Source organism: Parasphingopyxis sp. (genome assembly GCF_052168295.1).
Classification (GTDB): domain Bacteria; phylum Pseudomonadota; class Alphaproteobacteria; order Sphingomonadales; family Sphingomonadaceae; genus Parasphingopyxis.
The window spans coordinates 1-25,446 of the sequence record NZ_JBQLZN010000059.1 but is presented as its reverse complement, the minus strand read 5'-3'; the positions used below and the strand labels follow the sequence as shown (position 1 = coordinate 25,446).

The 25,446-nt window shown below is 65.1% G+C and carries 27 protein-coding genes; 20 read left to right on the top strand and 7 right to left on the bottom strand.

What is annotated here, in order from left to right:
- Positions 1–4: 4 nt before the first annotated feature.
- Genes ACTS1Z_RS10005 through ACTS1Z_RS09995 form a run of 3 tightly spaced genes read right to left on the bottom strand, consistent with a single transcriptional unit; the run spans position 5 to position 3,843 of the window.
- Positions 5–1,564: an FAD-binding oxidoreductase gene (locus tag ACTS1Z_RS10005; protein WP_442624313.1), complete on the bottom strand. Its 1,560-nt coding sequence runs from the start codon at positions 1,562–1,564 to the stop codon at positions 5–7.
- Positions 1,564–2,850, bottom strand: a complete 1,287-nt coding sequence (locus ACTS1Z_RS10000; protein WP_442624312.1) for an MFS transporter — start codon at positions 2,848–2,850, stop codon at positions 1,564–1,566. The genes ACTS1Z_RS10005 and ACTS1Z_RS10000 overlap by 1 nt, the downstream gene beginning before the upstream one ends.
- Positions 2,851–2,910: 60 nt before the next feature.
- On the bottom strand, positions 2,911–3,843 hold the full coding sequence (locus tag ACTS1Z_RS09995; RefSeq protein WP_442624311.1) for a DUF1838 family protein: 933 nt from the start codon (positions 3,841–3,843) through the stop codon (positions 2,911–2,913).
- A gap of 100 nt (positions 3,844–3,943) precedes the next feature.
- Here ACTS1Z_RS09995 and ACTS1Z_RS09990 point away from each other — a divergent pair, with 100 nt between their 5' ends.
- The 6 genes from ACTS1Z_RS09990 to ACTS1Z_RS09965 all read left to right on the top strand — a co-directional run bounded on the left by ACTS1Z_RS09990 (position 3,944) and on the right by ACTS1Z_RS09965 (position 9,560).
- Positions 3,944–4,627: a hypothetical protein gene (locus ACTS1Z_RS09990; RefSeq protein ID WP_442624310.1), complete on the top strand. Its 684-nt coding sequence runs from the start codon at positions 3,944–3,946 to the stop codon at positions 4,625–4,627.
- A gap of 98 nt (positions 4,628–4,725) precedes the next feature.
- Positions 4,726–5,565, top strand: a complete 840-nt coding sequence (locus ACTS1Z_RS09985; protein WP_442624309.1) for an HpcH/HpaI aldolase/citrate lyase family protein — start codon at positions 4,726–4,728, stop codon at positions 5,563–5,565.
- Positions 5,558–6,067, top strand: a complete 510-nt coding sequence (locus ACTS1Z_RS09980; RefSeq protein WP_442624308.1) for a MaoC family dehydratase — start codon at positions 5,558–5,560, stop codon at positions 6,065–6,067. Before ACTS1Z_RS09985 ends, ACTS1Z_RS09980 begins: the two co-directional genes overlap by 8 nt.
- Before the next feature lie 13 nt (positions 6,068–6,080).
- A complete protein-coding gene (locus ACTS1Z_RS09975) occupies positions 6,081–7,259 on the top strand; it encodes an acyl-CoA dehydrogenase family protein (protein WP_442624307.1) in 1,179 nt (392 codons plus the stop codon).
- Positions 7,235–8,467: a CaiB/BaiF CoA transferase family protein gene (locus ACTS1Z_RS09970; RefSeq protein ID WP_442624306.1), complete on the top strand. Its 1,233-nt coding sequence runs from the start codon at positions 7,235–7,237 to the stop codon at positions 8,465–8,467. Before ACTS1Z_RS09975 ends, ACTS1Z_RS09970 begins: the two co-directional genes overlap by 25 nt.
- 4 nt (positions 8,468–8,471) lie before the next feature.
- Positions 8,472–9,560, top strand: coding sequence for a CaiB/BaiF CoA transferase family protein (locus tag ACTS1Z_RS09965; RefSeq protein ID WP_442624305.1), 1,089 nt, complete (start codon positions 8,472–8,474; stop codon positions 9,558–9,560).
- A gap of 5 nt (positions 9,561–9,565) precedes the next feature.
- On the opposite strand, the gene ACTS1Z_RS09960 is transcribed toward ACTS1Z_RS09965, so the two are convergent.
- On the bottom strand, positions 9,566–10,303 hold the full coding sequence (locus ACTS1Z_RS09960; protein WP_442624304.1) for a GntR family transcriptional regulator: 738 nt from the start codon (positions 10,301–10,303) through the stop codon (positions 9,566–9,568).
- Between the two features lie 41 nt (positions 10,304–10,344).
- Between ACTS1Z_RS09960 and ACTS1Z_RS09955 the strand changes: the two genes are divergently transcribed.
- From ACTS1Z_RS09955 to ACTS1Z_RS09905, 11 genes are all read left to right on the top strand, one after another.
- Entirely contained in the window at positions 10,345–11,568 is a 1,224-nt protein-coding gene (locus ACTS1Z_RS09955) for an MmgE/PrpD family protein (RefSeq protein ID WP_442624303.1), read from the top strand.
- On the top strand, positions 11,565–12,878 hold the full coding sequence (locus ACTS1Z_RS09950; RefSeq protein ID WP_442624302.1) for an MmgE/PrpD family protein: 1,314 nt from the start codon (positions 11,565–11,567) through the stop codon (positions 12,876–12,878). The genes ACTS1Z_RS09955 and ACTS1Z_RS09950 overlap by 4 nt, the downstream gene beginning before the upstream one ends.
- Positions 12,875–14,248 carry a phenylacetate--CoA ligase family protein gene (locus ACTS1Z_RS09945; RefSeq protein WP_442624301.1) on the top strand — a complete coding sequence of 458 codons (1,374 nt, stop codon included), beginning with the start codon at positions 12,875–12,877 and terminating at the stop codon, positions 14,246–14,248. Before ACTS1Z_RS09950 ends, ACTS1Z_RS09945 begins: the two co-directional genes overlap by 4 nt.
- A complete protein-coding gene (locus tag ACTS1Z_RS09940) occupies positions 14,245–15,555 on the top strand; it encodes an amidase (RefSeq protein WP_442624300.1) in 1,311 nt (436 codons plus the stop codon). Before ACTS1Z_RS09945 ends, ACTS1Z_RS09940 begins: the two co-directional genes overlap by 4 nt.
- Before the next feature lie 19 nt (positions 15,556–15,574).
- Entirely contained in the window at positions 15,575–15,883 is a 309-nt protein-coding gene (locus tag ACTS1Z_RS09935; RefSeq protein WP_442624299.1) for an REDY-like protein HapK, read from the top strand.
- A 104-nt stretch (positions 15,884–15,987) separates the two neighbouring features.
- Complete coding sequence (locus ACTS1Z_RS09930) at positions 15,988–16,782, top strand: SDR family NAD(P)-dependent oxidoreductase (RefSeq protein WP_442624298.1); 795 nt, start codon at positions 15,988–15,990, stop codon at positions 16,780–16,782.
- Positions 16,782–17,204: a GFA family protein gene (locus tag ACTS1Z_RS09925; RefSeq protein WP_442624297.1), complete on the top strand. Its 423-nt coding sequence runs from the start codon at positions 16,782–16,784 to the stop codon at positions 17,202–17,204. Before ACTS1Z_RS09930 ends, ACTS1Z_RS09925 begins: the two co-directional genes overlap by 1 nt.
- 5 nt (positions 17,205–17,209) lie before the next feature.
- Positions 17,210–18,076, top strand: coding sequence for a polysaccharide deacetylase family protein (locus tag ACTS1Z_RS09920; protein ID WP_442624368.1), 867 nt, complete (start codon positions 17,210–17,212; stop codon positions 18,074–18,076).
- On the top strand, positions 18,073–18,837 hold the full coding sequence (locus ACTS1Z_RS09915) for an enoyl-CoA hydratase/isomerase family protein (RefSeq protein ID WP_442624296.1): 765 nt from the start codon (positions 18,073–18,075) through the stop codon (positions 18,835–18,837). Before ACTS1Z_RS09920 ends, ACTS1Z_RS09915 begins: the two co-directional genes overlap by 4 nt.
- Positions 18,834–19,727 (top strand): VOC family protein, encoded by an 894-nt coding sequence (locus ACTS1Z_RS09910; RefSeq protein WP_442624295.1) that lies wholly within the window; start codon positions 18,834–18,836, stop codon positions 19,725–19,727. Before ACTS1Z_RS09915 ends, ACTS1Z_RS09910 begins: the two co-directional genes overlap by 4 nt.
- Complete coding sequence (locus ACTS1Z_RS09905; protein ID WP_442624294.1) at positions 19,724–20,050, top strand: YciI family protein; 327 nt, start codon at positions 19,724–19,726, stop codon at positions 20,048–20,050. Before ACTS1Z_RS09910 ends, ACTS1Z_RS09905 begins: the two co-directional genes overlap by 4 nt.
- Positions 20,051–20,144: 94 nt before the next feature.
- Here the strand turns inward: ACTS1Z_RS09905 and ACTS1Z_RS09900 are convergent, their stop codons facing one another.
- Genes ACTS1Z_RS09900 through ACTS1Z_RS09890 form a run of 3 tightly spaced genes read right to left on the bottom strand, consistent with a single transcriptional unit; the run spans position 20,145 to position 22,530 of the window.
- Positions 20,145–20,762 (bottom strand): carboxymuconolactone decarboxylase family protein, encoded by a 618-nt coding sequence (locus tag ACTS1Z_RS09900; RefSeq protein ID WP_442624293.1) that lies wholly within the window; start codon positions 20,760–20,762, stop codon positions 20,145–20,147.
- On the bottom strand, positions 20,762–21,739 hold the full coding sequence (locus tag ACTS1Z_RS09895; RefSeq protein WP_442624292.1) for a quinone oxidoreductase family protein: 978 nt from the start codon (positions 21,737–21,739) through the stop codon (positions 20,762–20,764). The genes ACTS1Z_RS09900 and ACTS1Z_RS09895 overlap by 1 nt, the downstream gene beginning before the upstream one ends.
- Positions 21,736–22,530, bottom strand: a complete 795-nt coding sequence (locus tag ACTS1Z_RS09890) for a hypothetical protein (RefSeq protein WP_442624291.1) — start codon at positions 22,528–22,530, stop codon at positions 21,736–21,738. Before ACTS1Z_RS09890 ends, ACTS1Z_RS09895 begins: the two co-directional genes overlap by 4 nt.
- 122 nt (positions 22,531–22,652) lie before the next feature.
- On the opposite strand from ACTS1Z_RS09890, the gene ACTS1Z_RS09885 reads away from it, so the two are divergent.
- The 3 genes from ACTS1Z_RS09885 to ACTS1Z_RS09875 all read left to right on the top strand — a co-directional run bounded on the left by ACTS1Z_RS09885 (position 22,653) and on the right by ACTS1Z_RS09875 (position 25,340).
- Positions 22,653–23,414, top strand: coding sequence for a hypothetical protein (locus tag ACTS1Z_RS09885; protein WP_442624290.1), 762 nt, complete (start codon positions 22,653–22,655; stop codon positions 23,412–23,414).
- Between the two features lie 9 nt (positions 23,415–23,423).
- Positions 23,424–23,729, top strand: a complete 306-nt coding sequence (locus ACTS1Z_RS09880) for a DUF1330 domain-containing protein (protein ID WP_442624289.1) — start codon at positions 23,424–23,426, stop codon at positions 23,727–23,729.
- A gap of 81 nt (positions 23,730–23,810) precedes the next feature.
- Complete coding sequence (locus ACTS1Z_RS09875) at positions 23,811–25,340, top strand: acetyl-CoA acetyltransferase (protein WP_442624288.1); 1,530 nt, start codon at positions 23,811–23,813, stop codon at positions 25,338–25,340.
- The last annotated feature ends 106 nt before the right edge of the window (positions 25,341–25,446 follow it).

Sequence of the window (25,446 nt, the reverse complement as noted above, 5' to 3'; positions counted from 1 at the left end):
TCGATCATCCCAGCCCGAGCGCCCCGGGATTCATCCGTCCCTCGGGGTCGATCGCGCGCTTTACCGCTTCGAGCAGCTTCCAGGCCTCGGGGTCGCTACGCGCTTCGAGCGGATAGGCGCGCCCGATCTGGAAATGCACACCGTCCATCTCGCCGAAAATGTCGATCACGCCCCGCCGCAGCGTAGCAACGAGCGCGCGGGCCTCTTCGTTCACCGGAAAGCCTTTGAGCTTCGCGAGATGATCGGGCTCGACAGAGCGGCGGTGCATTTCCTGCATCTCGTCCGGCCAGTAGAAGACGGGTTCGATGAGGAAACCCGTGCGGCCGACGGTCAGGATCAGATAGCCGGCGCCGACGCCGAGCCGTTCCATCTCTTCGCCATGGCGTTCGTACAGCGCGCCGATCGTTTCGATCGTTTCCAGCGCGCGCGAATGGCGGACGATGCCGTGAACGGGCACCCAGCGCTCGCCGTCCGGTCCGACCATCGAATTGACGGGCGGGAAGGGGTTGGCGCGCATGACCTTGGGGATCGTATTCTCGACCTTGGTGCCGCCGGCTTCGGCGACGATTTCCTCGACGCGGCGCATATCGGCATCGACCGCCGATTGATGCCGCCCTTCGCAGATCAGATGCGCGGAAAAGGTCGCATCGTCGAGGAAGGAGCGGCCCGCGGCAACGACCTTTGCGCCTTCCTTGATGCCCTTCCAGAAACCGCCTTGGCTTTTCATCATGCCGACCAGCTGCTTGGCATCCTTGGTCAGGCTGTCGCGCTTCATCCGCTGCGCCTGCAGGAACGGGTCGAAACCGAAACATTCGCTCGCCAGCCCTTCCCGCGCCACCTGGCTCATCGCGGCGGTGATCTGGTCGGGCGTGTCGAATGCGAAGGAGCCATAAGCGAACGCCGTCGCGTCGCGCATCATCGGCAGCGTCACCTTGGCCTTGATGCCGAAGCTGCCCGCGTCCGATCCGAACAGGCCGGTCAGGTCCGGGCCGAAGGGGCGGAGAAATTCGCTGCCCGTGCGCATCACGGTGCCGTCGGCGAGGACGACCTCCATCGCGAGCGCGCTCGGCGCGATGGTGCCGTTGGTCGCCCCCCAGAACAGGCCGTTCTGGCTCATCCCGCCGCCGATATTCGCCTTGATGCCGGAGAGCGTGCCCCAGACCGGCGTACGCAGTCCGCGCGGGTGCAGCTCTTCGTACAGTTTATGCCAGGTGCAGCCAGCCTCGACGGTGACGGTCATGTCCGTCTCGTTGACTTCGAGGATGCGGTCCATCGCGGCCATGTCGATGATCAGCGCGCCGGCTTCGGGCGCGACATAGCCGGATGTGTAGCTCATGCCCCCGCCGCGCGGAACGATGGCGACGCCGCTATCGGCGACGGCAGCAAGGCCGCGCGCAAGCATGTCGGTATCGGCCGGGCGGAAGATGCCCAGCGGATCGGGGCCGAGCGTGTAGACGTCCTGCGCATAGAAGGTGCGCTCGGCCGGGTCGGTGATCACCGCATCGGCGCCGACGGCTTGGGTCAGCAGGCCGAGCGTATCGCTATGGGCGGGCGCGGTTGCCATCAGGCCGGCTCCGCCGCCGGCTCGGTGGACGGCCCCTCCTCGGCCTCCGGGAAGGTCTCGGGATAGCGGCCGAGAAACAGCAGTAATCCGCCGCCGATGACGAAGCCGCCCATGGCCACGGTCAGAATGGGATCGAAGCTGCCTGTCCGGTCGAACACCTGCGCATAGAGCAGGGGCGAGGCGGCCGAAAACAATCCGAACGGCATATAGAGCATGCCGTAGATCTTGCCATAATTGGCCATGCCGAAATAGCGCCCGGTCAGATACGCGATAAGGTCGCTCTCGGCGCCGGCGGCGAAGCCGAGCAGGAAGCCGGCGATGGCGGCCAGCGGAAAGGTGATGCTGTCGCCAATCAACAGCCAAGCCGATATGGCGGGCAGGCACAGGAGCGGGAAGGCCACGAAGCCCTGCCAGAAGCGGTCGAGCAGTGCGCCGGTGATCAACCTGCCGGAGAAAATCCCGATGCCGAGGATACCCATGACGGTCGCCTGGGTCTGCGGATCGATACCGCGCAGGCCGAGCATCCGGGGCATGTTGATGAACGCGCCGCCGAAAGAGGCAGCGATCAGCGCGATCGACAACCAGATCACCCAGAAGCGGTAATCCTTGAGCGCCGTTCCCAGGCCCACGCCGGTCAGCTTGCCGCTCGCGCTCTCGATCGCCTTCGGCCGTTCTTCCGGCCGCGGCTCGCGAAACAGGAAGTAGCCGACGATCAAGGCGGTTATGGGAAAGACGGCGATGACGAGGAACATCTGCCGCCAGCCGAAATTATCGATCGCCCAGACGGCGACTTGCGGGATGACCATGGCGGCCAGGCTCGTGCCCATCAGCAAGATCCCGAGTGCAAGCCCGCGATGCTTGAAAAACCAGAGATTGATCGCGCGGCTCCAGGTGACCGGGGTCGAGCCGATCCCGACAAGGCCGACCACGACCCAGAAGCCGTAATAGATGTAGAGCGTGGAGGGGTCGTCGGAGGCGGGGGTGAGCGAGATCGCCGCGAAGGCGAGCGCAAAGGCGAACAGCGACCACAGGGCGACCGGCCGGACACCGAAGCGATCCGCCATCCAGCCGAAGACCGGCGCGAGGAAGGAGGCGATAACCCCGAACAAGGTGATCGGCACCAATATCTGCGTCTGGGACCAGCCGAATTCGGCGGTCAGCGGTTCGGCGGTGAAACCGATCACATTGTAGGGGATGGGCGAGGCGCCGCACGCGACGCCGAGCACCCCCGCGAACAGCACCGTCCCGCCGAGACTGAATTCGCCTTTCTGCGTCTTGGAATTCATCGTCTCTCCTCGCGGGCGGCGACCACCCGTTTACGCTGCAATAGCCGTGTGTGTCTCGCCTTATTCGCTATGCCCGCTGGCCGGTGCGCTTTCGCCCTCGGCCGCGCGCCGCTCGTCGATCATCCGGCGGAACACGGTCCAGGTCGTATCGTTGGGCCGAGCGTCGTCGCCCGGAGGCGGCGCGGTATATTCGGGATAGTTGGCCGCGATCTCGTTGCGCAGCACTTCGGGCAATTCGTCATAGCCGCCGCGCAGCTTCGCGCCGACCGCGTTGAAGATCATCTGCCCGTCCCGGCTGCGCATCCGCATCCAGGGCAGCCATTGCGCCACGCGGACCCAGCTCACGCTCGGATAGGCGGTATTGGCTTCGCTATCGAGAATCTCGTCGGCGCGCGCGGCGAAGTCGAAAATCTCCATCGCCTGATACATGTTGCCGGTGAATTCCTGATAATCGCCGCCGAGCGGGTTCACATAGAAGAGCGGGACTTCGAACGGGATCAGTACCCAGTCGCCGATGCGGCGATAGGTCGAGATCCGGTAGGGCGATCCGTCGCGCGTCACCGGGAAGTTCGGCGCACGCATGTTCACCGGATCGTTGGCGACATGCATCACCTCGACCGTTTCGCCGGTCCAGGGATTTTCCCAGCTCCGCAGCACTTCGTCGGTCTCGGGATCGGTGTAGAGCATGATCTCGCGGCTGACCTGCCGATAGCCGGTGCCGCGCTCGGGATCGGTCACGCTCACGCATTGGCGGATATTCATGCCTTCGAGGTTGAACAGGTGCCGGTCGCGCTCGCCGCGCACGCGCGAATAGGCCCGGCCCGACCAGTAATAGACGGCCGGTTCGCCGTCCTGCTCGCCGCATTGCAACCGCTTCGAGATTTCCACCGCGTCTTCGGGGTTGGACGGATCGAGCGTCCGCGCGTCCGCCGCCGCGCCGGTTCCCGCGAAAGCGATCGCCGCGCAAGCCAGTGCCAAATTCCTGATACCCATTAGTCCTCTCCCCAAAGCCTTTAATGTCTACGTAATTTGTCCGGACAAATTTTGACTTTGTCAATGGCGCGAGTCATAGCGAAGCGCAAGGGGAGTTTCCATGTCGCTCGATGCCATCGCCTATCCAACGCTGGTCTACATCCATCTGCTGCTGTTCGTGCTGTGGCTCGGCGCGGATGTCGGCGTCTTCCTGCTCGGCCAGCATTTCCGCAAACGGCACGATTATACGCTGGAGCAGCGAATCGCGCTCCTTAAGATGCTCGTGCTCGTCGACATGACGCCGCGCAGCGCCTGGGCGCTGATGGTGCCCATCTCGCTCTCGGTGCTCGCCGTCGGCAACTGGTGGGACGTGCCGGGCTGGCTCTTGATCGCGAGCTGGATCGTCGGGGGTTTCTGGCTGTGGCTGGTCTGGGACGCGCATATCCACGACCAGACGCCGCGGGCCGCGCGCGACCGTAGCATCGAGAATTGGCTCAAATACGGCCTTACCGCCTTTTACCTGTGGCTCGGCATCCAGTCGCTCGTCACCGGCGCGCCGCTCGATCAGGGCTGGATCGCCTGGAAGGCGGCGCTGTTCGGCGCGATCTTCGCCGCCGCCATCATGATCGACGTCGCCTTCAAGCCCGTCGGGCCGCAACTCGGCAAGCTGCTTGCCGAGGGATCGAGCGATGAGACCGAGATTCCGTTGCGCCAGACGATGGACCGCACGCGCATCTGGGTCTGGATCGTCTATCTCCTTCTGATCGCGACAAGCTGGCTGGGCGTGGTAAAGCCGGTCTTGTGACCGAATTTACGGGCGGCCGGACCAATCGGCGCTTGACTTTAAATTTGTCCGGACAAATTGTGCGGATACGAAAGCGTTACAGGAGAGAATCGACGGGCATGGGCGGATTGAACTCGATATTGTTCGTGCCCGGATCGCGTGCCGACCGCTTCGCCAAGGCGGCGGAAAGCGGCGCCGACCTCATCTGTATCGATCTCGAAGACGCCGTCGCGCCAGGCGACAAGGATGCGGCGCGCGAGGCAGCGATCGGATCGCTCGATACGCTCGATCCCGAAGGCGTCGCGATCCGCATCAACGGTCTCAAAACCGCGGCCGGCCTGCGCGACCTGCTGGCGCTGCGGGATGCCGAGACCAAGCCGCGCCTGGTCTTCATCCCGATGGTCGAAAGCGCGGCCGAGCCGGAAATCGCCAGCGCGGTGCTGGGCGCGGGTGCGCCCGGCCTCGTGCCGCTGATCGAGACGGTGAAAGGCCTGCGCGCCGGGGACGGCATCGCGGCGGCCCCGGGCGTTGCCGCGATGATGTTCGGCGGCGGGGATTTTTCCGCCGAACTCGGCACCGATCTCGCCTGGGAGCCATTGCTCGCGGCGCGCGGCGCGTTCGTGATGTCGGCCGCGGCCGCGCGGATACCCGCCATCGACGTGCCCTTTATCGCGCTCGACGACGATATCGGGCTCGAAGCCGAAGTCCGCCGGGCCAAGGCGCTCGGCTTTGCGGCCAAGGCGGCGATCCACCCCAAACAGGTGGAAACGATCAACAGCGTTATGCGCCCGACCGAAGAGGAACTGGCCGAGGCGCGCGCGGCGCTCGACGCCTATGCGGCGGCGGGCGGCAAGGTGATCCGCCACAATGGAAAGATGCTCGAAGCGCCGGTGATCAGGCGGTTCGAGGCTATGCTCGGAATGGACGGGCTCGGAACAAAGGGAAAAGAGCATGCGTGATGGAGTAATCGAAGTCGAACCCGGGCGTTTCCGCGAGGTGCAGGGCCGCTATTTCGAGGATTTCGAAGTCGGCCATATCTATGAACACCGCCCCGGCCGCACGATCACCGATACCGACAATGTGTGGTTCACCTTGCTCACCATGAACACGCATCCGGCGCATTTCGACTATGAGCTCTCAAAGGACACCGAGTTCGGAAAGCCGCTGGTCGTCAGTCCGTTCACCATTGCGCTGATGACCGGCATGAGCGTCTCCGACACCAGCGGCAAGGCGATCGCCAATCTCGGCTGGGACGAGGTACGCATGACCAAGCCGCTGTTTGTCGGTGACACGCTCTATTGCGAGAGTGAGGTGCTCGAAAAACGCGAGAGCAAGAGCCGCCCCGAACAGGGCATCGTGACGTTCAAGACGATCGGCAAGAATCAGCATGGCGATGTCGTCAGCCACTACAAACGGACCGTACTCGTCTGGAAGCGTGGCCATGGCGGCCTCGACGCATAAGGAAACGAAACAGATGGCAAGCGCACCCGATACCAGCCGCCCGCCGATGGACCCGGCCGAAGAACAGGCCCTGCTCGATTCGATCCAGAAATGGATCGACCGCGAGGTCCGCCCGGTCGTCATGGAACATGACCATGGCGATATCTGGCCCGAGGAACTGGTCAACCAGATGGCCGAGATGGGCCTGTTCGGCGCGACCATCGGCGAGGAATATGGCGGGCTCGGCCTGCCCGCGACGACCTACGCCAAAATCGTCGCGCTGATCTCCTCCTACTGGATGGCGATCACCGGCATCTTCAATTCGCACCTGATCATGGCGGCGGCCGTCGAACGGTTCGGGACGCCCGCGCAGAAGGCGAAATGGCTGCCGAAATTCGCGACCGGCGAGATTCGCGGCGGCCTCGCGCTGACCGAACCCAATGCGGGCACCGACCTGCAGGCGATCCGTACGACCGCGGTGCGGGATGGCGACGATTATGTCATCAACGGCACCAAGACCTGGATTTCGAACGGCATCAAGGGCTCCTGCTTCGCGCTGCTCGTGAAGACCGATCCCAAGGCCGATCCGCGCTACAAGGGGATGAGCCTCTTCATCGCGCCCAAACAGGACGGGTTCACGACCGGCAAGAAGTTCGACAAGCTCGGCTACAAGTCGATCGACAGTGCCGAGCTTATCTTCGACGATTATCGCATTCCCGCAGACCATCTGATCGGCGGCGAGGAAGGTCAGGGTTTCTTCCAGGCGACGGGCGGGCTGGAGCTTGGCCGGATCAACGTGGCGGCGCGCGGCGTCGGCATGGCCGAGGGTGCGCTCCGTATCTCGACCGAATATGCCCAGACCCGCGAGACGATGGGCACGCCGATCGCCAACCATCAGGCCATCCAGCTCAAGCTCGGGGAGATGGTGACGCGGGCCCGCGCCGCGCGGCTGCTCACGCTCGATGCGGCCGAAGCCTATGATCGCGGCGAACGCTGCGACATGGAAGCGGGCATGGCCAAATATTTCGCCTCCGAAGCAGCGGTGAAAAATGCCGATGAAGGCATGCGCATCCATGGCGGCTACAGCTATTCGAAGGAATATGAGATCGAGCGCTATTATCGCGACGCGATGCTGATGTGCATCGGCGAGGGGACGAACGAGATGCAGCGCATGATCATCTCGAAGCAATGGGTGAAGCGGAACCCGGTGTGAGCCAGCGCCCGCTTCCCCTTGCCGGCTATCGGATTCTCTCCGCCGAACAATATGGCGCGGGGCCCTATGGCACGATGTTTCTCGCGCAACTGGGCGCCGAGGTCATCAAGATCGAACCGCCGCCGAAAAATGGAAAAGGGGGCGGGGACACGGCGCGTGCGGTCGGCCCGCATTTCCTGCGCGAGGGCGAGAGCCTCTATTTCCAGACCTTCAACCTCAACAAGAAATCGCTGACGCTCAATCTGCAGAGCGACGAGGGCCGGGAGATTTTCCGCAGGCTCGCGGCGGACGCGCATGCCGTCGCCAATAATCTGCGCGGCGACCTGCCCGAGCGGCTGGGGCTGACCTATGACGCGCTGAAGGACGTCAATCCGCGGCTCGTCTGCGCGCATCTTTCGGCGTATGGCCGCGATAACGAACGCGCCAAATGGCCGGGGTACGATTATCTGATGCAGGCCGAGGCGGGCTTTCTCGCGTTGACCGGCGAACCGGACGGACCGCCCGTGCGCTTCGGCCTGTCGATGGTCGATTTCATGACCGGGACGATGATGGCGGTCGGGCTGCTCGCCGCGCTCGCCGATGCCGAGCGGTCCGGGCTCGGGCGCGATATCGATGTCGATCTGCTCTCCGCCGCCGCGCACCAGATGAGCTATCCGGGCATCTGGTACATGAACGAGGACGATGTGACGCCGCGCGCGCCCTTCGGCGCTCATCCGACGGCGACGCCGAGCCAGATGTTTCGCACCGCCGACGGGTGGATGTTCGTGATGGCGCAGCTCCCCAAATTCTGGGCGGTGCTAGTCGAGGAGATCGGCCGGCCCGAGCTTGCCGAGGATGCGCGCTTCGCAACGCCCGCCGCGCGCCGCGAGAATCGCGATGCGCTGACGGCGGAACTGGAGTCGATCTTCGGCGCGCAACCGACCGCGCACTGGGTCGATCTGCTGAAGGGCAAGATGCCGGTCGCGCCAGTCAATTCTCTCGAGGATGCGATGGACAATCCGTTTCTCGAGCAAACCGGCATGATCGATCATGTCGACCATCCGGACCGCGCGGGGATCAAGGTGCTGACCAGCCCGATCAAGGTCGATGGCGAGCGCCTGCCGACGAGCGCCGGGCCGCTGCTCGGCGCGGAGAGCGACGATATTCTGGCCGAACTCGGTTACGATGCCGACGCGATCGCCGCCCTCAAACAAAGCGGCGTCGTGTGATTCGATGGGGCAGCTCGACGGCATAACGGTGATCGACCTGTCCCTGTTCCTGCCGGGTCCGATGGCGACGATGATGATGGCCGATCAGGGCGCCGAGGTGATCAAGATCGAACCCGCTGCGGGCGATCCGGCGCGGCAGATGGCGCCCGAAGAGGCCGGCCAGTCGGTCTGGTTCCGCAATCTCAATCGCGGCAAGAAAAGCATAGTGCTGGACCTCAAAAGCGAGGCGGGCGTGGCGCGGTTGCGCGAGCTCGTCGCGAAGGCCGATGTGTTCGTCGAGGGATTCCGTCCCGGTGTTATGCAACGGCTCGGTTTCGATTATGCCGCCGTGTCCGCGATCAATCCGGCCATCGTCTATTGCTCGATATCGGCCTTCGGGCAGGACGGGGCGATGGCCCATCATCCGGCGCACGACCTCGCGGTGCAGGCGCTGACTGGCTTTCTGTCGGTCAATGACGGCGCGGACGGGACGCCCGTCGTCCCCGGCGTGCCCGCGGCCGATATGGCCGCCGGGCTCACCGCGCTTTCGGCGATCCTCATGGCGCTGATCGGGCGCGAGAAGACCGGACGCGGGGACTATATCGACGCGACGATGTTCGAGGCGATGCTGCCCTGGTGCGCGCATATCGCGGGCGGCGCGATCGCGGGCGGCGAACCGCCGCGCTCGCAATCGCAGCGCTCGCTGGGCGGCGCGGCCTTCTACAATGTCTATGCGACGAAGGACGGGCGGCATGTCGCGCTCGGCGCGCGCGAGATGAAATTCGTCCGAAACTTGCTGACCGCAATCGACCGGCCGGATTTGATCCCGCTCGGCGAAGCCGAAGCGGGCGAACCGCAAGCCGAACTGCGCGCCTTTCTGGCCCAAACCTTCGCGACGAAAACCCGCGACGCATGGGTCGACTGGTTCGCGGACAAGGATGTCGCCTTCTCGCCGGTGCTCGATTTTCGCGAGGCGCTGGCCAGCGACCTCGTCGCCGAACGCGGGCTGCTGGTCGAAGCGGACGGTGCGCATCAGATCGCGCCCGCTATCCGGTTCAAACAGGCGGCGGGCCGGCCGATGGGGCCCGCGCCCGAGCTGGACGAGCACGGATGAGCGGGTCAGCCTTCGGCGTCGATATGCATCGAATAGGCGAAGCGGTCGCCGGGATGATGGCTGGCCGAAATCTCGAAAATCCGGTTCTTCGCGTCGCGATAGGCGCGCAGGATGCGCAGGGTGGGCGCGCGGCGCGAAATGCCGAGCGCCTTGGCGATATCGGCGCTGGCGCCGACGGCTTGAATATCCTGGGTCACATAGGCGACCTTGACCCCGGCGAGCTCTTCGAGCTGGCGGAAAATCGTAACCTGGGAGGACCGGATTTCCGCCGCGGCTTCGGCATAGTCGCCATGGACATAGGCGTCGGTGATCGCGATCGGCTTGGGATCGCCAAGTCGCGTGCGGACGCCCTGAAACTGGAACCAGTCCCCGTCCGTATCGCCGCTGACATGGTCGGCGATGCGCCGCGGCAGGCTCGTCAGCCCCACCGGTTTGAAATCATATTGCGTGTCGCGCGCATATTGCAGCAGCTCGCCGACATTGGAGAGCGGCTGGTGCAGCGTGCCGCCGCGCGCCGCCGCCGGCTGGATCACCGTGCCCGATCCGCGCTTGCGCTGGATAAGCCCTTCGGCGACGAGCCGGCGCAGCGCCTCGCGCACCGTATAGCGGCTCACCCCGTGTTCGCGGCACAGTTCCGTCTCGGTCGGAAACTGCCCGTCCTCGCTCAGATCGCCGCGCAGGATAGCCGCGCGCAGCGAATCGGCGAGCTGGACGTAGCGGGGCTTGGTGATGGCGTCGGACAAGAAACAATCCCTCTGCGGCGGCGTGCCAGAGCGGTGGCTGTATGAGCGAACCGCTGCTGACGCAACTTTCGGAAAGACTAACGCGGCCTGTCGGCGAAAGCGATAGGCAGCGCGCCCGGCTGCACCTGCTCGACTGGCTGGCCTGTGTCGCAGGCGCGCGGGAAAGCGACGTGGCGGGGCGCGGCGGTCTGCTTTCCATGCCGCTCGCCGGCGCCGCACTGCTCGGCAATGTCTTGGAGATGGACGATGTGCATCGCACCGCTCTGTTGCACCCCGGCCCGGTCGTCTGGCCCGCGGCTCTGAACGGTGCGCCGGAAAGGCTTGCCGATGTTCTGGACGCCGCGATACGCGGCTATGAGGCGATGATCGCCATCGGCAGTGCGCTCGATGCGCATCATTACAGCCTGTGGCACCCGACCGCGACGGCCGGCGTGTTCGGTGCGGCGGCTGCGGCCGGTTCGCACTGGGACTTCAGCCGCGACACGATGGTATCGGCGCTGGCCAATGCGGGCTCGGTTAGCGGCGGCCTCTGGCATATGCGGCATGACGATGTGATGACCAAGCAATGGCATGTCTATCATGCGGTCAGCACGGGGTGCGACGCGGCGTTGGCGGCATTCAACGGTATCACCGGCCCGGCTGCGCTGCTGGAGGGGCCGCAAGGCTTGTTCGCAGCGATGACCAAGAAACCGGGTGTGCTGGCCGAGAATGGCGATAGCTGGCTTATCCACCAAGTGAGCTTCAAGCCGTTTGCCGCCTGCCGCCATGCGCATCCCGCCATCGACGTGGCGATGGAGCTGCGCGCGGCGGGAAAGCTTGCGCCGCCCTTCTATGTCGAGACCTATGCCGATGCACTGGCCTTTTGCGACCGGCCCGATCCGGTGACCGAGCTCGACGCCAAATTCTCGCTCCAGCATGCCGTGGCGGTCGTGGCCGACGGGCGCAAGGCGGAGCCGGCGGATTTCACTGAAGCGGCGATCGCCGAACTCACCGGTCTGCGCGCGCAGGTCAGTGCGGTCGAGGACCCGGCGATCACCGCGCGCTATCCCGCGCATTTCGGCGCGCGGGTCAACGGGCTGGAACTCGTCGATACGCTGGGCGATCCGGAACGGCCTGTCAGCGAGGACGCGATTGTCGCCAAGATGCGCAGTCTTGCCGATTGGGGCGGACTCGACGCCGGGGAAGCGGATCGCGCGGCGGAGATCGCCTTGCACGGCGATAGCGCCGAAGCCGTCGACACACTGCTGAAGGATTGGCTTGGATGACCGCGACGCAGCGCCTTCTCGACTTTGCGGCGGCCGATCACGCGCTGCCCGAAACCACGCGCGAAGCCGCGGTTCGCCTGCTCGCCGATACGCTAGCAGGCGGCGCTGCGGGTGCGGCGTCGGACGAGGCGCAGCGCGTGCTCGACGCGGTGCGCGGCTGGGGCGGGTGCAGCGGCGAGGATGTCCGGCTCATCGGGCTCGACGAGCGTCTGTGTGCGCCCTCCGCCGCATTCTTCAGCGGTTTCGCGATCCACTGCCTCGAATGGGATGCGGTGCACGAACCGGCGGTCGTGCACGCGCTGTCGGTCGTCACGGCCGCGCTGCTAGCGGCCTCGGACCGGAAAGGCGGGAGCGATACCGATGCCTTTCTCGCCGCGCTTGCGGTCGGCGTCGATATCGCGAGCGGCATGGGCGTCGCCGCGACCGGCGCCATGCAATTCTTCCGCCCGGCCACGGCGGGTGTGATCGGCGCGGCAATGGCCGTCGCACGGCTCGAGGGCTTGGATGCAGACCGTTTCGCCGATGTCCTCGGCCTCGCCTACAGCCAGGCCGCCGGGACGATGCAGGCGCATGTCGAGGCCTCGGTCGCGCTGCCGCTGCAGATCGCCCATGCCGCGCGCGCCGCGATCACCGCGGTCGATCTTGCCAAAGCGGGCATGGACGGGCCGCACCATGTGCTGGAAGGGCCGTTCGGCTATTTCGCGCTCTTCGAGCCCGGAAGGCTGCCGCGCTACACAGATGCGATCGGCGCGCGCTGGCTGATCGAAGAGGTCAGCATCAAACCCTTTCCCTCGGGTCGGGCCAGCCATGGCGTGCTCGGCACGATCGACGACATGATCCGGTCGGGCGAACTCGATCCCGAGACGGTCGAGAGCGTCGATGTCGCCGCGCCGCCGCTGATCAACCGTCTCGTCGGGCGGCCATACATGCCGGACATGGCGCCGAGCTACGCGCGGCTCTGCCTCGCCTTTCTCGTGCCGCTGCTGTTGCGCGACGGCATCGTCAATCCGGCCTGTTTCACCGCCGATCAGTTCGCCGATCCCGCGCTTTCTGCGCTCGGCAAAAAGGTGACGGTCCGGCTCGACGACAATCCCGATCCCAACGCGCTCGGGCCGCAACAGCTCACGATCACGCTCAAAAATGGCGGCCATGTCGCGCGCACCATCACCGGCAATCTCGGCAGCCCGGAAGCGCCGATGAGCGCTGAGCAATCCAGCGCCAAATATGATCTCTGCCGCACACTCGCATCGCTCGATGCGGACGCGCGGCTCTTCGACGACCCCTTAGGCTACGCAACGGACCCGCAATGAGCTTTCCCACCTATTTCGAGGCCTTCGACGCCAGGCAGATGCTGGCCGATTATCCGGTCGGCGAGGATTTCGTGTCCCGCTACACAGCCATGTCGCGCGACGAACTGCACGCGATCCAGGATGCGCAGTTCAAACGGCTGATGAAACGCGGCTGGGAAATTCCCTTCTACCAGCGGCTCTGGGGCGCCAAGGGCATCGAACCCGGCGATATCGGCGGGCTGGAGGATATCGGCAAGCTGCCCGTATACGACAAGTCGGACCTGATGGCCTCGGTCAACGATTATCCGCCCTATGGCGATTTCGACGGGCGCGCCGAGGGGCCGGACAGCGATCCCGTCATCTTCCATACCACGAGCGGCACGACGGGCCGGCCGCAGCCGTTGATGTTCGGGCCCAAGGGGCGCGAGGTCACGAACCTGCTCGTCGGGCGCATGTATCGCTGGATGGGGCTTACCGGCGATGACGTGATCCAGTCGGTCTATGGCCATGGGATGATCAATGGCGGCCATTATATCCGCGAGGCCGTCACGCATTACACGAACGCGCTGTTCCTCTCCGCGGGGACCGGAATCGAGACGCGCTCGGTCAACCAGGTCAATCTGATGGCCGATTTCGGCGTCACCGTGATGGTCGGCTTCGTCGATTATGTCCGCAAGCTCGCCGAAGTTGCCGAGGCCGAAAAGCTGTTCGACCGGATCAGGTTGCGCATGATCATCGGTCATCTCGGTACCGAGGACCGCGCCTCGACCGAAGACGCCTGGCACGGCGCGAAGGCCTATGACTGGTATGGCGTCGGCGATACCGGTTCGATCGCAGGCGAGGGGCCGGACCGTAACGGATTGTACGTCTGGGAGGACGCGCAATATCTCGAGCTGCTCGACGTCGATACGGGCGCGCCGGTGAAAACGGGCGAGACCGGCGACATGGTCGTCACCTGCCTGTTCAAGGACGATATCGCGCCCTGTATCCGCTTTAACACCCATGACGTGACGGAAGAGCTGGAGGGCGCGAACGATACCGGTATGGTCTTCAAGCGCATTTCGGGCTTCAAGGGCCGCAGCGACAATATGGTCAAGCTGCGCGGCATCAACATCTTCCCGCACGCGATCGGCGCGCTGATCGAGAACCGCGCGGACCTGACCGGCGAATATGTCTGCCGGGTGACGCGCGACGACAGCGGCAAGGACCATATGTGCGTGGTCATGGAAAGCCGGGGCGGCACGGACGAGGGCGAGATCGGCGAGATCCTCAAGCGTGGGCTCGGCATCGAGGTCGATATCGACATGGTCGGCGTCGGCGATACCGCGAAGGACACGCAGATCGACGTCCGCCAGAAACCGATCCGCCTGATCGACGAGAGGAAGCTTTGACCGAACCGCTCCATCGCCACGGCATTGCCGGCCTGCTCGCGCTGTATCGTGCGGGCGAGGCGATGCCGTCGGCGGTCGTGGAAGCGGCGTTCGAGCGGATCGCGGCGCTGAACGGCGATCTCAACGCCTTTGTCGAGCTGGACGAGCCGGGCGCGATGCAGGCGGCGGCAGAAAGCGACCGGCAGATTCTGTCCGCCGCGCCGCGCGCGCTCGAGGGCGTGCCGGTGGCGATCAAGGCCAATATAGATGTCGAGGGGCTGGTAACGAGTGCCGGGATCAAGGCGCGCAAGGATTGCGTTGCCGCGGCCGATGCGAAGGTCGTCGCCGACCTGCGCAACGCCGGCGCGATCGTCCTCGGCACGCTCAATATGGAGGAGGCCGCGCTCGGCGCGAAGACCGATAATCCCTGGCTGGGCGCGGCGGAGAACCCGCACCGGATCGGCCATACGCCGGGCGGCTCCTCGGGCGGCAGCGGCGCGGCGGTGGCAGCTGGCCTCTGCGTCGCGGCGCTGGGCACCGACACGCTGGGCTCGGTCCGGGTGCCCGCCGCCTATTGCGGCGTGTACGGGCTCAAGCCGACCTACAACGCGATTTCGCAGCACGGCCTCGAAATCTGTGAGGGATCGTTCGATGCGATCGGCCCGCTGGCGCGTTCGCTCAGCGATCTCGAAATCGTCGCGCGCGAACTGATCGATTTCGCCGATCCGCAGAGCATCGGGACGCCGGTCACGCTGGCAGGGTTCGGCGATGTCGAATGCGAGCCCGCGGTCGTCGCCGTCTATGAGAAGGCTGCCGGCCTGCTCGACGCGCGCGGGACATTCGCGCTGCCCGATCCGCTATCGCGCATCCGTTTCGCCGGTTTCATCCGCGCCGCGCGCGCGCTGCACGATCATCTGGCCGATCTCCGCGCCGCCGATCCGGACGGGCTGTCGGAGAATCTCAAATATCTGATCGATATCGGGCCGAAGCGCTCGGATGCCGATCTCGCCGAGGACGCGGCGGTGCTCGCGCGGACTCGCGAGGCGCTGCATGCCGCGGTCGATGCGCATGGCGCGATACTGCTGCCGACCGTGCCGCAGGCCGCCTTCCCGCACAGCGAACAGGCCCCGGTCAACCAGGCCGATTTCACCTGTCTCGCCAATATCGCCGGCCTGCCGTCGATCAGTATCCCAGCCGGCGCCGATGACGACGGCCTGCCTGTCGCGGTGCAGCTGATCGGCGCGGCGGGCAACGAGGCGGGACTGTTCGATCTGGCGCGCGGGCTGGACCTGCAATTGGACGGCTATCGCCTGCCCGATCTATTCTGAGAAACGAGAGGAGACAGACATGCGGATCATCGTATTGTTCAACCTGAAAGACGGGGTGAGCGTCGAAGACTATGAGAATTGGGCGAAGACACGGGATATTCCCGGCGTCAACGCACTCGGATCGGTCGACGGCTTTACCGTGCACAAGGCGACGGGTGTGTTCGGCGACAACAGCGCCAAGCCGGCCTATGACTATTTCGAGATCATCGACGTCAACGACATGGACGCCTTCGTCGCCGATATCTCGACCGAAGAGTTCCAGGCCGCGGCCGCGCCGTTCCAGGATTATGCGGACAATCCGCAATTCATCCTGACCGAAGATTTATAGAGGTGGCGCATAACCTCCGTTAGCCCTGAGCCTGTCGAAGGGCGTCTATCGGTTGAAAAGCGCCCTTCGACAGGCTCGGGGCTACGGAACGAGAGGACGAACACATGAAGTTCAAAGGAAAGACGATCGTCGTGACGGGTTCCGGCAAGGAAAAGGGGCTGGGGCAGGGCATTCTCCAGCGTTTCGCCGATGATGGCGCGAACTGCGTCGTGTCTGACATCGCAATCGACGCCGAGGCCGAAGGCGTGGCTGAGGAACTGCGCGGGCGCGGCGCCGAGGTCGCGACGATCGCCTGCGACGTCAGCGATCCAGCGCAATGCGACGCGCTGGTCGATGGCGCGGTCGACCGGTTCGGCGGCGTCGACATCATGGTCAACAATGCGGGCATCGGCTTCATGATGACCCCGATGCTCGACGTGAAGCCCGAGGACTGGGCGACCGTCATCGCGGTCAATCTTTCGGGCGCCTTCTACTGCACACAGGCGGCCGCCAAGGCGATGGTCGCGAAAGGCGGGGGCGGGCGGATCATCAATATCGCCAGCCAGGCCGCGAAGACCGGCTTTCCGCACATGGCCTCCTATTGCAGCTCGAAGCACGGGATGGTCGGGCTGACCCGGTCCACCGCGCTGGAGCTGGGTGGGCACGGGATCACCGTGAACGCCGTGTGCCCCAACCATGTGACGACCGGGCTCGGCCAGAAGCAGAACGAATATTTCTCCAAACTGCTCGGTTTCCCGAGCGTCGAGGCCTATCTGGAGAATATGAAGGCGCGCAATCCGATGGGGCGGCCCGGCCTGCCGAGCGATACGGCGGCGGCCTGCGCCTGGCTCGCCAGCGACGAAGCCATCTATGTCACCGGCGAAGCGCTCAACGTGTCGGGCGGAGAGGAAATGCATTGATGGCGCGCTATGCCGGGTCCTGCCATTGCGGCGCGCTGACGCTCGATTTCGCGAGCGAAAAATCGCCGGCCGATCTCGGCGCGCGGACCTGCCAGTGCAGCTATTGCCGCAAGCAGAACGCGTCATGGACGTCGGACCCGGAAGGCCGGGCCGACATCCGCATGGCGGGGCCCGTCACCCGCTACAGGTTTGGGACGAAGACGGCGGATTTCCTCGTCTGCGCCACCTGCGGCGTCCTCATGGCGGCGGTCAGCGAAATCGCGGGGCGTATGCGTGGCGTAATCCATGTCGGCTGTCTTGAGGACAGCGCGGCCTTTCTCGCCCAGGCCGCGCCGATGGATCTGGACGGCGAGCTGCTGGACGCGCGGCTCGACCGCCGCGCCCAGCGCTGGACGCCCGTCGCGATAATGGAAAAGGTGTGAAGACGATGCAGGAAGAACGGATCGACTGGCCGGACGGCGGGAAGATGGCGCTGAGCGTCGTCGTCAATGTCGAGGAAGGGTCGGAAATGACCGTCGCGCGCGGCGACAAGGGGATGGAGCCGGTCGACGAACTCGGCATCCATATCCGCGCGCCGATCCGCAATTACGGCAATGAGAGCAATTATCTCTACGGCATCAAGGCCGGCGCCCCGCGCATCGTCAAGCTGCTGCGCGACTATGACATCATGGCGAGCTGGACGGTCGCGGCGATGAGCCTCGAAAACCATCCCGAGATCGCCGAAGCCATCGCCGAACTCGGGCATGAGCCGGTCAGCCACGGCTGGCGCTGGGTCCATCAGTTCAAGCTCGACGAAGACGCCGAGCGCGAGTTCATCCGCAAGGCCGTCGCGTCCATCGAGAATACGGTCGGTGTCCGCCCCTATGGCTGGCTCTCGCGCTATTTTCATACGGACGAGACGCGGCGGCTCCTGATCGAGGAGGGTTTCGCCTATCATATGGACGATTATTCGGGCGACGTGCCGTTCTGGGATCGCGAAACGGTGCCCGGAAAGCCGATCGTGATCGTCCCCTATCAGCTCGACAATAACGATATGAAGATGTGGACCGACCCGGCGCTGACCCCGCATCAATGGCTCGATTATGCCAAGGCCAATTTCGACCAGGTCTATCGCGAGGGCGAGGCGGGCAATCCGAAGATGATGAGCCTTGGCCTGCATTTGCGCATCATCGGCCGGCCGGGCCGCATCTGGGCGCTCGAGGAATTCTTCAAACATGTCCGCGCCCACTCGGATGTCTGGGTAACGACGCGGCACGCGATCGCGCAGCATTTCGCCAAGGTGGAGCCCGCATGACGCTGCGCCTCGAAAAAGAGGGCCGGATCGCGCGCTTGCTGATCGACCGGCCGGACAAGCGTAATGCTTTTACGCAGGACATGTGGGAGCTGTTTCCGAACCTGCTCGCCGATGCGATGGACGACGAGGCTATCCGCGTGATGATCGTCAGCGCGAGCGAGAGGGAGAGCGCGTTCAGCGCAGGCGCCGATATCGCGGAATTCGCGGCCGGGGCGAAGGATGCCGATTGGCGCGCGAAGAATCAGGCCGCGATCCGCAAGGTGCAGCACGATCTTGCCCGTGCGCCTAAGCCGACCGTGGCGGTGATCGACCAGGATTGCATCGGGGGCGGCTGCGGGATCGCAATCGCCTGCGACATGCGCGTCGCCGGGCCCAACGCCCGCTTCGGGATCACGCCTGCGAAGCTCGGCCTCGTCTATTCGCTGCACGACACCAAGCTGCTCGTCGATCTCGTGGGTCCGGCCCAAGCGAAGCGCATCCTGTTCACCGGCCAGTTGCTGTCGGCCGAGGAAGCGCAGCGGATCGGGCTCGTCACGATCCTCGCCGACGATCCCCATGCCGAGGCGACGGCGCTGGCCGAGACGATGGCGTCGGTCTCGCCGCACAGCCAGCGCACGAGCAAGGCGATCGTCCGCCGTATCCTCGACGGGCAGGCGGACGACGATGCGGAGACCGCCGCGCAATTCGATGCGGCCTTCGAGGGCACGGACTTCAAGGAGGGCGTCAGCGCCTTTCTTGAGAAGCGAAAGGCGCAGTTTTGAAACACGGATCCATTCTCGGCGGCGTCGTCACGACGCCCGATCTCGACATGGCGCTGGCCGATTATGAAGGGACGCTCGGCCTGAAGCTCATCGAACGCGGGCCGCTGCCGGACGATCTGGCCGCGAGCTGGGGTGTACCGGCGAGCGCGGGGCAGCCGATGGCGATCCTGCAACCGCAAAGCGGCGCGCATTGTTTCATCCGGCTCGTCGAACAGCCCGATCATCCCGATTTCAGGCCCACGCGAACCTATGGCTGGGCCGCTTATGAGCTAACGGTCCAAGACGTGTTCGGCTGGCCGGACCGGCTGCAGGGCAGCGGCTTCGATATCGTCGGGCCGCCCAAGGAGTTGGAGGGCCTCCCTTATTTCGTGCCGATGCAGGTGCTCGGGCGCGGCCGGGAGATGGTCTATCTGAACGAGGTGCGCGAGAATACGCCGTCTTCGGACCTGCCGCATGCCGGGTCGCTGACCGACCATATCTTTATCGTCATCCTCGCGACGCCCGACCGGGCGGGGACCGTCGCCTGGTATTGCGAGACGCTCGGCCTCGACGAGGGCGATACCTACCGCCTTGAATATACGATGATAAACGACGCGTTCGGTGCGCCGCCGGGCACCCAGTCGGACCTCACCATGGTGCAGAACGACCGGCTGCCGATCGTCGAGGTCGACGATTATCCGGCCGAAGCGACCGCGCGGGCGCGGCATGATGGTATGCTGCCCCCCAGCAATGCGCTGGTGACGCTGGCGGCCGACGATCTGGGCGCGCTGGATTGCGAGTGGATTGCGCCGCCTGCGCTGCGATCCGGCCCGCTCTATGAGGACCGCCGCGCCGCGACGGTTATCGGCCCGGCCGGCGAACTGCTCGAACTGGTGGAGACAGGAAGATGACCAAGGTTGCGCCGCAAGCCGCCTATATCGCCTGGTGCACGGATCATCCGGGTCCGGAGCCGCAACGGCTGCGTAAGGAGCTCGCGCAAGCGCATTTCGCGCATATCGAGACGATCATGGACAAGATCCGGGTCGCCGGGCCGGTGCGCGATGCTGACGGCAATACGATCGGCTCGATGCTGATCTTCGATGCGGAAAGCGAGGCGGAAGCCCGCGAGCTGCTAGACCGCGATCCGTACGCGAGCGCCGATATCTGGGAAAGCGTGGAGGTGCGTCCCTTTTTACCTGCGGCCGGCGAATGGATCGGCGGCAAGGTTTGGTGAAGAACTCGATGAAAATATCCGCTGGGGCTGAGCCTGTCGAAGCCCTGCCCTTCGCCTTCAAAGATCGAAAAAGAAGTACAGCCCTTCGACAGGCTCAGGGCGAGCGGGTTTCTTTTTGGCCGCTTGCATGCTTCCCCGCCGACCAGTCGCCGCCAAAATTCTCCAGCGCATAGCTGAGCGGGGCGTCTTCGAGCGGGGTTGCGAGCGTGTCGTTCCAGCGGTTGAGGAAGCCGAACAGGCCGAGCAGCGCAATCATCTCGACGATCTGCCGCTCGCTCCAATGCTGCCGGAGCGCTTCGAAATGCGCTTCTGTCGCGGCATTGGGCGTCTGCCCGGCGGCGAAGGCGAGGTCGAGCGCCGCGCGCTCGGCGTCCGAAAACAGATCGCTCGTCTTGTAGTCCCATACCGCCGCGACTTTTTCGCCGTCTACGCCCGACATTTGCGCCGCACCATGCGCGGTATGCGCCTCGCAATAGCGGCAACCCGCGGCGCTGCTCGCGACCATCGCCATCAGCCGCTTGAGGCCGAGATCGACCTCCGGCGAGCCGTAAATCGTCGCGATCAACCCTTCAAGCGCACCGAGCAGCTCCGGCCAGCGGGCCATCGTCATAATGTCGTTCGAGGCGAACCCCATGCGGGCCTCGGCTTCCGCCAGCCGCTCACGCAGCCCATCGGGCAGTTGGTCCGGCGCAAGCGGTTCGATATGCGCCATCAGGGGAGGAGAACGGTCGAGCCGACCGTCTTGCGCGCTTCGAGATCGCGATGCGCCTGCGCCGCCTCTTCGAGCGGATAGGTCTGACCGATATCGACGCTGAGCACCCCTTCGCCGAGCAGCGCAAAAAGCCGCGCCGCCCCGGCGCGCGCTTCGGCGGGATCGGAATAATAGTCGAACAAAGTCGGCCGGGTCGTGAAGAGCGAACCCTTCTGCGCAAGAATCGCCAGATTGGTGTCGCCGACCGGCGCGCTCGCATTGCCGAAGCTGATCTGCAGGCCGCGCGGGGCGAGCGAATCGAGCGACGCCTCCCAGGTCGCCTTGCCGACGCCGTCGAAGACGACGCGCACACCCGTGCCACCCGTAATCTCGCGGACGCGGGGCGCGACCTCTTCCTCGGTGTAGAGGATCACATGATCGGCACCCGCCGTCTTGGCTTTCTCCGCCTTTTCTGCGCTGCTGGTCGTACCGATCACCTCCGCGCCCAGATGTTTGAGCCATTGGACGAGCAACTGCCCCGTGCCGCCAGCGGCTGCATGGACGAGGACGGGCCAACCGCCCTCGACCTTGCCGCAGCGCTCGACGAGAAATTCGGTCGTGCAGCCCTTGAGGAAGGCCGCCGCCGCGACATCGTCCGCCACGCCGTCCGGAATCGCGAAGAGCCGGTTGGCAGGCATATTGCGCGCGGTCGCATAGGCGCCGAGCTGCGGGCCGAAAGTGACGACGCGGTCGCCTTCCTTGAAGTCGCTCACGCCCGGCCCCACGGCCTCGACGATACCCGCCGCTTCCAGCCCCAGTCCGCTCGGCAGTTCGACCGGATAAACGCCCTTGCGGTGATAGGTGTCGATCATGTTCAGGCCAACGGCTTTGTTACGCATCCGCACCTCGCCTTCGCCCGGATCGCCGAGATCGACATCCTGCCAGGTTATGATCTCGGGCCCGCCATGTTTCGTGATTTCCGCGCGTCGCTCGCTCATGCGTCCGGTCCTTCTTCCGTTTGCTGCACCGTGCAACTCGCCTGCATCCAGCGCAAGTTGATGCCGATCCGCTCCGCGCCGGGATCGGCCCAGCTATAGGAGACCGCGCGCTCGGGCTCGTCTTCGGTGTGGACGTAGAGCACGAGGCTCGGCCGGTTGCGGGTCGGCGGCGGCCAGATGACGTTTCGCATGCGGATAATCGCTATCGGCGCGCCGCTGTCCCCGCCACCCGCGCGGATGCGGCCGCCCTGATCGTGCATCATCAGACCGTTATCGAACGTCCATTCGCTCTCGCCCTCGGCCACGGGCTCCGTCTTGCGCACGGATATCCAGCAGGAGACGGGCCGGGCGCGGCGCATCTCCATCATCCGCCCGTCGGGCCAGCTGAAGGTCATGCCCGACGCGCTGACCCGCTCCATGCGCACCGGCAGGCCGTCGCAATCGCCTTCGCTGCCTACCAGCACGAATTCTGCGCCCTCGGGCCGCATCAGCCGGGTGCAGTCTCCGGCGGTCAGCGCGGTGAATTCGCCGCGCGCTTCGATCGTCACCGGCTGGCCCTCCGCGCCGTAGAGCGGCTCGCCGAACGGATCGATCGAATGCAGGCGCATGCTGCCATCATCGCCCGTACTGAATCGCAGGCTGATCCAGCGATCCTGCGGTTCGCCCGCCTCGCCCTGGAAATAGACCTGTTCGGTATTGGCATAGGTGCCTGGCACGAGGTCGGCGAGGTCTTGCGCGGCGGCGGCCGTCGGAAGCGCAGCGAAAGCTGCCAATATCGGGATGAAACGCATGATCGGCCCTCCTCTGCGGTGCCTGCACGCTATAGCGATGGGCGACAAATGCAAATCTGTCCGGACAAATTTTGACAGCCCTCGCGAATCCGGCAAAGAGTATGGGCGGGAGGATCGCGACGATGCGTCACTGGATTGGGTTGCTGCTGTTTCTGTTCACCGCTCCAGCGCTTGCGCAGGACGGGCCGGCGCCCGATGCGCGTACGATCCTCGAACGCGCGACCGCGGCGGCGGGCGGCGAAGACTGGCTCAATCCCTCGACGCTCCAGCTCTCCGGCCATGCCGTGTTCTACGGTCCCGACAGCGCCGAACCGCGCGCCCGGTCCGACGATTATCGCATGTGGCGCGTCTTCGATCCCGACCGCACCGCGAGCCATAATGCACAGGGCAAGGTACGCATCCGCGCGGGCATGGGCGACGGGGTCATGTTCGAGGTCGGCTATGACGGCGAGACGACCTGGACGCAGGACGGCATCATGCCGCGCGAAGAGGCGGACGCTTATTGGGCCTCGGCCTTCGGCTTCGGGATCATCCGGCGCGCGCTGGGCGAAGGCTTCACGTTGACCCGCATCCCCGACGGCAATTCGAACGGGCACGATATCTATAAGATCCGCATCACCGATCCGGGCGGCGCGGAGACGATCTTCGGGATCGATCAGGAAAGCCACTATATCCGCACGATGGAATTCGCGACGCCGCGCGGCTGGCATATGCGCGTCTATGACGATTTCACCACGCTGACGGAGCCGAACTGGGTGCAGGCCGGGACGGTCACGCTGTCGTACAATGGTGTCGTCTCGAACACCGTCTATTGGACCGAAACGGTCGTGAACGCGCCGATCGCCGATCGCATCTTCGCCTATCCGCCGAGCCCTCTTGATTAAGGAATCGCCATGCCCGCCTATATGATTGTCACCGCGAAAATCGAGGATCGCGGCGCCTTTATCCAGGGCTATGGCGCCGCCGCCGGCAAACTCGTCGAACAATTCGGCGGCAGATATCTGCTGCGCGGTCCGGGCGCGGAATTGCTCGAAGGCGATTTCGGGGATGGCGCGTCGATGGTCATTTCGGAATGGCCGGACAAGGCGGCCGCCAAGGCCTTCTGGAACTCGCCGGAATATGCCGAGGCGAAGAAGCTGCGCGAAGGCATCGCCGACGTACAGGTGCTGCTGATCGAGGCGGACAGCATCACGGGCTGACGACCGCGGCCAAGCTGTTTCCTCGCGTGCCGCGCTCGGCTAGGCCGTCCGAAATCTTTTTCGCAGGACAGACGAGACATCATGACCGCCATTCCCGATTCCACGCCCCTAATTATCGGTGTCGGCCAGTATGCCGAACGCCCGGACGATGCCGATTATGCCGCGCTCTCGCCGATGGATCTGGGCGGCAAGGCGCTCGGTGCGGCGATCGCCGACTGCGGGGCGGATGGCGATGTCGCTGCCGCGATCGACACGATTGCCGCCATTCGCCAGTTCGAGATTTCGACGCCCGGCGCCGTCGCGCCGTTCGGCAAGTCCAACAATGTGCCGCGGTCCTATGGCAAGCGCGTCGGCGCGGACCCGGAGCGCGCGATCCTCGAAATCGTCGGCGGGCAGGGGCCGCAAAAGCTGGTCGGCGAACTGGCGGCGGATATTGCAGAGGGCCGCTCGGGAGTCGCTGCGATCGTCGGCTCCGAAGCGATTTCGACGGTGCTGACGCTGGGCAAGGCCGGCGAAAAACCGGACTGGTCGGAAGAGGTCGATGGGAGCCTCGAGGATCGCGGTCTCGGCATGCGCGGCCTGCTGGACAAGACACTGATCGCGCATGGCCTTGTCACGCCGATCTCGCTCTATGCGCTGTTCGAGAATGCCCGGCGCGCGGAACGGGGCATGGGGCTGGACGCCTATCGCCGGGAGATTGGCGAGCTGTTCGCGCCGTTCAGCAAAGTCGCGGCGCGCAATCCCTATGCCGCTGCGCCCGTCGCGCGGACGGCGGAAGAACTGGCGACCGTCACCGAGCGGAACCGGATCGTCGCCGAACCCTATACGCGGATGACGGTCGCGCGCGACCAGGTGAACCAGGCGGCCGCGATCTTGATCGCCTCGGCTGGCGAGGCGCGCGCGCTCGGCGTGCCCGAAGAGAAATGGGTGCACATCCATGCTGTCACCGATGCGAAGGAGCTTTCGGTGCTCGAACGCCCGGATATGGCGGTGAGCCCGGCCTCGATCGCCTCGGTGCGCGACGCGCTTGAGATGGCAGGGATCGACATGGATGCGATCGGCTATTTCGATCTCTACAGCTGTTTCGCGATTGCCGTGACCAATATCACCGAGGCGTTCGGCATCGCGCCCGACGATCCGCGCGGCCTGACGCTGACCGGCGGGCTGCCTTTTTTCGGCGGGGCGGGGAACAATTACTCGGCGCACGCAATTGCCGAGGCCGTGCAGAAGGTGCGCGCCGACGAAGACTCCTATGCGCTGGTCGGCGCCAATGGCGGCTTTATGAGCAAATATGCGACCGGCATCTATTCCCGTCGCGCCGCCGACTGGAGCGGCGGCGAGCGCTTCCGGAAACTGCCCGACCAGGCGGAGAAGCTCGCCGTGCGCGACGAATATGTCGGCGAAGCCGTGGTCGACACCTATACGATCGTGCCCGGCAAGCACGGGACGGTTGCGACGGTCATCGCGCGCACGGACGAGGATGCGCGGATCGCCGCGAACGCAGCGCCCGAGGATGCGAAAACGCTGGCGGTCTTGCAGGAGGGTACACCGTTCGGGCGGAAAGTTACGGTGCGCGCCGAGGGCGGCCGTAACCTCTTCACCTTCGCCTAAATCGTCATTGCGAGGAGCCGTCAGGCGACGTGGCAATCCAGAGCTGCAGGCGAAATCGTTAGCTGCTCTGGATTGCTTCGCTGCGCTCGCAATGACGAGTCGGTGG